Below are 8,238 nucleotides of genomic sequence, written 5' to 3'. Positions count from 1 at the left end.
TTAATTGGAAATGGTTCTTTGGTCAGTTATTTCGTAATTCTTTATCTTTTCTGTTGGCAGAAACCTATTTTTACCAGATGCTGTCAAATAAGTTTTGGTCGAAAAAAGGGAAGAATTTACGGCTCTTCGATTAAAGCCAGTATTTGTAACTTCTAATCTGGGATGATAATTCTTAGGACTTTTGTAATCATTTGAAAAATTAACAGCCGTACTATAGAAAAATGTAGATTTCTGCAGAAAATACTTTTTCGTTATTTGTAAAACAATCTTCGAATAGGGTAAGCTGGAATAGTTTTTTGCTGTTAAGACAATTTCCCAGTATGTTTTAAAATCCTTAAAAGATTCAACTTTACAAAGTTCGAATAGAGGTTTGACATCCAGACTTCCGAAGTAATTTTTAAGCGGATCTGCAATTTGCACTGCTTTTTCTGAATGGCTAATTTTAATATTTATTGTTTTTGAATTCAGTATCTCGGTCTGATCAATTTTCATATACACCTCGTTAAGGTCATTTTTAACAAAAATGCCTTTATAGGCCTGTTCAATTTTTTTTGAATCGGCACTTTTATATAAAACATAACTGGAGTTATATTGCAGAGGAGTAGCTATGGTGTACTGTTTGCCAACCTGCTGCATTACTTCGCTTGCTGTTTGGCAATATGCAGATGAGCCTAGAACCAAAAAGTTTATAAATAGTATTATTTTATTAAGCATGAGTATTAATTATTAATGTAATTACCAGAACGGGTTTCTTGTATTGTTTTTATTCCTTTTGCGGTTTCTTTCTTAACTCTGACTAATCCTCCTTCATTATCATATTCATAGAAAGTAGAGTAGTTGTTTTCGTCTAGCTCAGACATGAGTTTGAACGTTTCTGAATCATATACAAAAGTTTTTACGCTTCCATCAACTGGATGGATTCTTAAATCATCAAAGTAAACTGGTACTCCGCCGCTTTTATTTTCAAGTTCAATTCCTATTGTTCTTGTTCCTTTAGGGATTAAGAATTTGTATGTAATTCTCTGCCAGCCATCGATAATATCCCCTTTTGCAAACAGTGTGTCTACTTTCATGATGTATCTGTCGTCTGTAGTATTTACATTGTTATAGTAAATTAAATTGATTGCTGCATTTTCATAAGTTTGAAGCTGAATTGCAGATTCTTCTTTTACCCAAGCGCTAAGCATATATTCTTTTTCCGGTGAAGGCTGAAAAGTCAAACAGTCAGAACAATAATTTTTATCTGAAGGGTTCCCGCAGGTAAATTTGCTTAACTTTAAATTATCAGACAGATAAGCTTCATTTTCTGGTTTTGTAAGCAAATCAAAACTTTCGAACCCGTAATAGTCATAGCTAAAATCATCAATCTTAGATTGAGGGTATTCTGTTTCTGGAAGGCTTAATAAATATTTTAAAGATGTTCTTAAAAGCGGAACAACTCTAGACTCAGAAGTACTAGCAGTTAATGCTTGAACATAGTTAGGATCTTCGCTTCTTGCAAGAACATTGTTAGTGATTCCGCCATCAACATAGAAACCATTTTCAATACCTAAAACATATAAATGAGGTTTATCTGCACTACTATCTAAAGTGCTTTTTGAATTACTAAATCTCGACATTGTTTGATCTCTAAGAGCTTCAACATTTGTTGTTTCACATCCATCTGTAAACATTAATACAACATTTGGTTTCATAGAAAGATTTAGAGCATAATCTAAACCACTTTTCCAAAAATCAGAAGAAGGGCTAACACCTTTGACTTTACCGCTTCGATTACCATAATTTTCGATCCATCTATTCAATTCAACTAGGGTAGAAGGGGCTTCATTGCTCACTCTTGTCGGCTGTACGTGATCTTCTCTTTTGTTTTCATCGCTGTCAGACATTCCTATTAATGAAACAAAGATGTTTGATTGTAGTTTGTCATTATCGCTAGCTTGTTGCTGAATGTATTTTTTAAGCTGTTTTTTGATTTTTTCCATTTGTGGAAGACTAATCGAACTTGATTCATCTACAACAATTGCAACATGTGAAATACAGTATAATTCTGAACAGAAATTGATATGATTTACATAACTGATAACATTACTTGATGGAGTAGTGGTCAGTTTCGTTACGATTTCATCATTTTCATAATCATCTAGATTAAAGTCAGCAACAGTATTTCCGTTTAAAGCAATCTTTACATCATATTCAGAATGGTCAGAAAATGAGAATGCAACAAATCCTTGCTGTGTATCATGTACAAAATTGTATATAGCAGGTTTTTTATCTTTTACATAAAATTCAAAAGCTTTAAGTTCGTCGCAAGTATAGCCATCAACAATAGTTTCAGCAGGAAGTGTAAGTAGTTTATTTACTAAAGTCTTGAAGATGGATTTGATTTTAGGCGTATTCAAATTGTTTTTTGTACATGAAATAAAATCTTGGCATTTCTCAACAATAATCGTTTTTGTAAATTCAAATGTACATTGATCATTTTTATAAGCGCTTAAATGAATAGTATAAGCTCCAGAACTAGTACCAGTAAAAGTATATTCGCCGGTTGTATTGGTAACTGGATTTAGCTGCTGTGTGCTTCCTGCTTTAGTAGTATACCATTTGTAGGTAAGACCAGTAGACACTGTCTCAAATCCAAGTTTTACAGGCTCATTAACACACACAACTTCTGTTTGACATGCCAAAGCTGTAATTTCTTTGGTAAATGTTTTGCTGCAGTTTTCAGAATCTGTTACAACCAGCTTTACAAAATAAGTTCCTGGAGTTTTAAATGTATACAAATATTTTCCTGTTGTATTTGAAACGGGAAGCGCCAAAACCTGCCCTAAGGAATTAGTTGTTGACCATTCGTAACGAAAGTTATTGCCAGCAGTTTCAAAAGTAAAACTCACCTCTTCATTTATACAATGAGTTTCAGGTGTGTCAAACATGATTTTAACTGGGGCATTTAATATTTCAACAGAAGTTGAATCTATTTTAAATTCCTTAAAATCCTTAGCGAAAGAAGAAAAAGGAAACAAAATCAGAAACAGGATTATAGTTCCGTACTTTTTTATTTTTAAATGATTTGCCATATTACTTTCTAGATTCAGACTTAAATGATTTGATTTTTGAAATTGCCTTTTTCATATTCTGCTTACTTGACGACAGTTTTTATTATGGTTAATGGCTATTAGGACATTGTTGTATTTGAGATATTTGACCACTATTGTTAATTAATATAGCCTGTCCACTTTCTAAATCTTGATGCCATGTATTTCCGCTACCAACTTTAGTAGTTAATTGAGTGTTCAGATAAAGTTGCTGTCCAATTCCAAAATATGGTGAGTCTGAATACACTATAAAAGTAAAATTGGTTTGAGTACAAGCTGTAGTAGCAGAAGTTCTACCAGGGCTGCTAAGTCTAAAAGTATAATAAGATGGATAAGTACAAGTTCCATTACTATTAGCATAAGTCTGTCCATTTGCATTTACAGCATTCTGTGCAAGGGTGTCTGCAGCTGCCTGCGTGGAAGCGCTGTATGTTCCTGCAGGAATTGTATAAGTTACAGTAGAACCTGTTCCAAACGCATTACAGTTGTTTCTGGTGAAGGTTCCGCTTTTGGCAACGTTTACAAAAGTGCAGGTTCCGTTATTGTTTGCGTATGTCTGCCCGTTTGCATTTACGTCATTCTGCGCAAGCGTGTCAGCGGCTGCCTGCGTTGAAGCGCTGTATGTTCCCGCAGCCACGGTGTAGGTTACAGAAGATCCTGTTCCTCCAGCTCCGCAGTTGTTTTTCGTATAGGTTCCGCTTTTGGCAACGTTTACAAAAGTGCAGGTTCCGTTGGTATTGGCGTATGTCTGCCCGTTTGCATTTACGTCATTCTGCGCCAGCGTGTCAGCGGCTGCCTGCGTTGAAGCGCTGTATGTTCCCGCAGCGACTGTGTAGGTCACAGAAGATCCTGTCCCTCCAGTTCCGCAGTTGTTTTTAGTGAAAGTTCCGCTTTTTGCAACGTTTACAAAAGTGCAGGTTCCGTTGGTATTTGCGTATGTCTGCCCGTTTGCATTTATATCATTCTGCGCCAGCGTGTCAGCGGCTGCCTGCGTTGAAGCGCTGTATGTTCCCGCTGCGACAGTGTAGGTTACAGAAGATCCTGTCCCTCCAGTTCCGCAGTTGTTTTTCGTATAGGTTCCGCTTTTGGCAACGTTTACAAAAGTGCAGGTTCCGTTATTATTTGCGTATGTCTGCCCGTTTGCATTTACGTCATTCTGCGCCAGCGTGTCAGCGGCTGCCTGCGTTGAAGCGCTGTATGTTCCCGCAGCCACGGTGTAGGTTACAGAAGATCCTGTTCCTCCAGTTCCGCAGTTGTTTTTCGTATAGGTTCCGCTTTTGGCAACGTTTTTAAAAGTACATGTGCCGTTATTGTTTGCGTATGTCTGCCCGTTTGCATTTACGTCATTCTGCGCCAGCGTGTCAGCGGCTGCCTGCGTTGAAGCGCTGTATGTTCCCGCTGCGACAGTGTAGGTTACAGAAGATCCTGTTCCTCCAGCTCCGCAGTTGTTTTTCGTATAGGTTCCGCTTTTGGCAACGTTTTTAAAAGTACATGTGCCGTTATTGTTTGCGTATGTCTGCCCGTTTGCATTTACGTCATTCTGCGCCAGCGTGTCAGCGGCTGCCTGCGTTGAAGCGCTGTATGTTCCCGCAGCCACGGTGTAGGTTACAGAAGATCCTGTTCCTCCAGCTCCGCAGTTGTTTTTCGTATAGGTTCCGCTTTTGGCAACGTTTACAAAAGTGCAGGTTCCGTTGGTATTGGCGTATGTCTGCCCGTTTGCATTTACGTCATTCTGCGCCAGCGTGTCAGCGGCTGCCTGCGTTGAAGCGCTGTATGTTCCCGCTGCGACAGTGTAGGTTACAGAAGATCCTGTCCCTCCAGCTCCGCAGTTGTTTTTCGTATAGGTTCCGCTTTTGGCAACGTTTACAAAAGTGCAGGTTCCGTTGGTATTGGCGTATGTCTGCCCGTTTGCATTTACGTCATTCTGCGCCAGCGTGTCAGCGGCTGCCTGCGTTGAAGCGCTGTATGTTCCCGCTGCGACAGTGTAGGTTACAGAAGATCCTGTTCCTCCAGTTCCGCAGTTGTTTTTCGTATAGGTTCCGCTTTTGGCAACGTTTACAAAAGTGCAGGTTCCGTTGGTATTTGCGTATGTCTGCCCGTTTGCATTTACGTCATTCTGCGCCAGCGTGTCAGCGGCTGCCTGCGTTGAAGCGCTGTATGTTCCCGCTGCGACAGTGTAGGTTACAGAAGATCCTGTCCCTCCAGTTCCGCAGTTGTTTTTCGTATAGGTTCCGCTTTTTGCCACGTTTACAAAAGTGCAGGTTCCGTTATTATTTGCGTATGTCTGCCCGTTTGCATTTACGTCATTCTGCGCCAGCGTGTCAGCGGCTGCCTGCGTTGAAGCGCTGTATGTTCCCGCAGCCACGGTGTAGGTTACAGAAGATCCTGTCCCTCCAGCTCCGCAGTTGTTTTTCGTATAGGTTCCGCTTTTGGCAACGTTTTTAAAAGTACATGTGCCGTTATTGTTTGCGTATGTCTGCCCGTTTGCATTTACGTCATTCTGCGCCAGCGTGTCAGCGGCTGCCTGCGTTGAAGCGCTGTATGTTCCCGCTGCGACAGTGTAGGTTACAGAAGATCCTGTTCCTCCAGCTCCGCAGTTGTTTTTCGTATAGGTTCCGCTTTTGGCAACGTTTTTAAAAGTACATGTGCCGTTATTGTTTGCGTATGTCTGCCCGTTTGCATTTACGTCATTCTGCGCCAGCGTGTCAGCGGCTGCCTGCGTTGAAGCGCTGTATGTTCCCGCTGCGACAGTGTAGGTTACAGAAGATCCTGTCCCTCCAGTTCCGCAGTTGTTTTTCGTATAGGTTCCGCTTTTTGCCACGTTTACAAAAGTGCAGGTTCCGTTATTATTTGCGTATGTCTGCCCGTTTGCATTTACGTCATTCTGCGCCAGCGTGTCAGCGGCTGCCTGCGTTGAAGCGCTGTATGTTCCCGCAGCCACGGTGTAGGTTACAGAAGATCCTGTCCCTCCAGCTCCGCAGTTGTTTTTCGTATAGGTTCCGCTTTTGGCAACGTTTTTAAAAGTACATGTGCCGTTATTGTTTGCGTATGTCTGCCCGTTTGCATTTACGTCATTCTGCGCAAGCGTGTCAGCGGCTGCCTGCGTTGAAGCGCTGTATGTTCCCGCAGCCACGGTGTAGGTTACAGAAGATCCTGTCCCTCCAGCTCCGCAGTTGTTTTTCGTATAGGTTCCGCTTTTGGCAACGTTTTTAAAAGTACATGTGCCGTTATTGTTTGCGTATGTCTGCCCGTTTGCATTTACGTCATTCTGCGCCAGCGTGTCAGCGGCTGCCTGCGTTGAAGCGCTGTATGTTCCCGCAGCCACGGTGTAGGTTACAGAAGATCCTGTTCCTCCAGCTCCGCAGTTGTTTTTCGTATAGGTTCCGCTTTTGGCAACATTTTTAAAAGTACATGTGCCGTTATTATTTGCGTATGTCTGCCCGTTTGCATTTACGTCATTCTGCGCCAGCGTGTCAGCGGCTGCCTGCGTTGAAGCGCTGTATGTTCCCGCAGCCACGGTGTAGGTTACAGAAGATCCTGTCCCTCCAGTTCCGCAGTTGTTTTTCGTATAGGTTCCGCTTTTTGCCACATTTACAAAAGTGCAGGTTCCGTTGGTATTTGCGTATGTCTGCCCGTTTGCATTTACGTCATTCTGCGCCAGCGTGTCAGCGGCTGCCTGCGTTGAAGCGCTGTATGTTCCCGCAGCCACGGTGTAGGTTACAGAAGATCCTGTTCCTCCAGCTCCGCAGTTGTTTTTCGTATAGGTTCCGCTTTTGACAACGTTTACAAAAGTGCAGGTTCCGTTGGTATTGGCGTATGTCTGCCCGTTTGCATTTACGTCATTCTGCGCCAGCGTGTCAGCGGCTGCCTGCGTTGAAGCGCTGTATGTTCCCGCTGCGACAGTGTAGGTTACAGAAGATCCTGTTCCTCCAGTTCCGCAGTTGTTTTTCGTATAGGTTCCGCTTTTGGCAACGTTTACAAAAGTGCAGGTTCCGTTGGTATTTGCGTATGTCTGCCCGTTTGCATTTACGTCATTCTGCGCCAGCGTGTCAGCGGCTGCCTGCGTTGAAGCGCTGTATGTTCCCGCAGCCACGGTGTAGGTTACAGAAGATCCTGTTCCTCCAGCTCCGCAGTTGTTTTTCGTATAGGTTCCGCTTTTGACAACGTTTTTAAAAGTACATGTGCCGTTATTGTTTGCGTATGTCTGCCCGTTTGCATTTACGTCATTCTGCGCCAGCGTGTCAGCGGCTGCCTGCGTTGAAGCGCTGTATGTTCCCGCAGCCACGGTGTAGGTTACAGAAGATCCTGTCCCTCCAGCTCCGCAGTTGTTTTTCGTATAGGTTCCGCTTTTGGCAACATTTTTAAAAGTACATGTGCCGTTATTATTTGCGTATGTCTGCCCGTTTGCATTTACGTCATTCTGCGCCAGCGTGTCAGCGGCTGCCTGCGTTGAAGCCCTGTATGTTCCCGCAGCCACGGTGTAGGTTACAGAAGATCCTGTCCCTCCAGTTCCGCAGTTGTTTTTCGTATAGGTTCCGCTTTTTGCCACATTTACAAAAGTGCAGGTTCCGTTGGTATTGGCGTATGTCTGCCCGTTTGCATTTACGTCATTCTGCGCCAGCGTGTCAGCTTCTGCTTGCGTTGAAGCGCTGTATGTTCCTGCGTTAACAGTGTAGGTTACGGTTGAACCTGTCCCTCCAGCTCCACAGTTATTTTTAGTGAAAGTTCCGCTTGCTACTAAGTTTTTATATAATGATTTTACAGTAATCGTAATATTGATTGGCGTGCCTGAGCAGTTCCCTAATTTAGGTGTTACGGTGTAAATTGCCGTTCCATCTGCACCACCAATATTGGCTAGAGTTTGAGCAATTGATGCGCCACTTCCTGATGAAGCTCCGGTTACTCCTGTCTGAACCACAGTCCATGAAAATACAGTCCCGATTTTAGAGGTTGTTAAGCTAATGGATGTAGCTTCTCCAGAGAAAATGCTCTGAGTCGAAGGGGTTGCAATAACATTTGCTTCGCAGATTGCAGGATAGGATGGAGAGCTACCTTTTATTGATCCAACAATTGCTGGACAGTCTTGAGCTCGCAAAACCATTGAATTAAAAATTATGAAAGCTAACAATAGCAGATGTTTTTTCAT

General features: G+C 42.5%; 3 protein-coding genes. All 3 read right to left on the bottom strand.

What is annotated here, in order from left to right:
- The 3 genes from PQ463_RS10020 to PQ463_RS10010 all read right to left on the bottom strand — a co-directional run bounded on the left by PQ463_RS10020 (position 1) and on the right by PQ463_RS10010 (position 8,238).
- Positions 1-714, bottom strand: coding sequence for a LolA3 family protein (locus PQ463_RS10020; protein WP_274257615.1), 714 nt, complete (start codon positions 712-714; stop codon positions 1-3).
- Positions 715-719: 5 nt separating this feature from the next.
- On the bottom strand, positions 720-3,074 hold the full coding sequence (locus PQ463_RS10015; protein ID WP_274257614.1) for a hypothetical protein: 2,355 nt from the start codon (positions 3,072-3,074) through the stop codon (positions 720-722).
- Between the two features lie 88 nt (positions 3,075-3,162).
- On the bottom strand, positions 3,163-8,238 hold the full coding sequence (locus PQ463_RS10010) for a beta strand repeat-containing protein (RefSeq protein WP_274257613.1): 5,076 nt from the start codon (positions 8,236-8,238) through the stop codon (positions 3,163-3,165).

It is taken from the genome of Flavobacterium sp. KACC 22763, assembly GCF_028736155.1.
Lineage (GTDB): Bacteria > Bacteroidota > Bacteroidia > Flavobacteriales > Flavobacteriaceae > Flavobacterium.
This window is presented reverse-complemented; position numbering and strand designations above follow the sequence as displayed.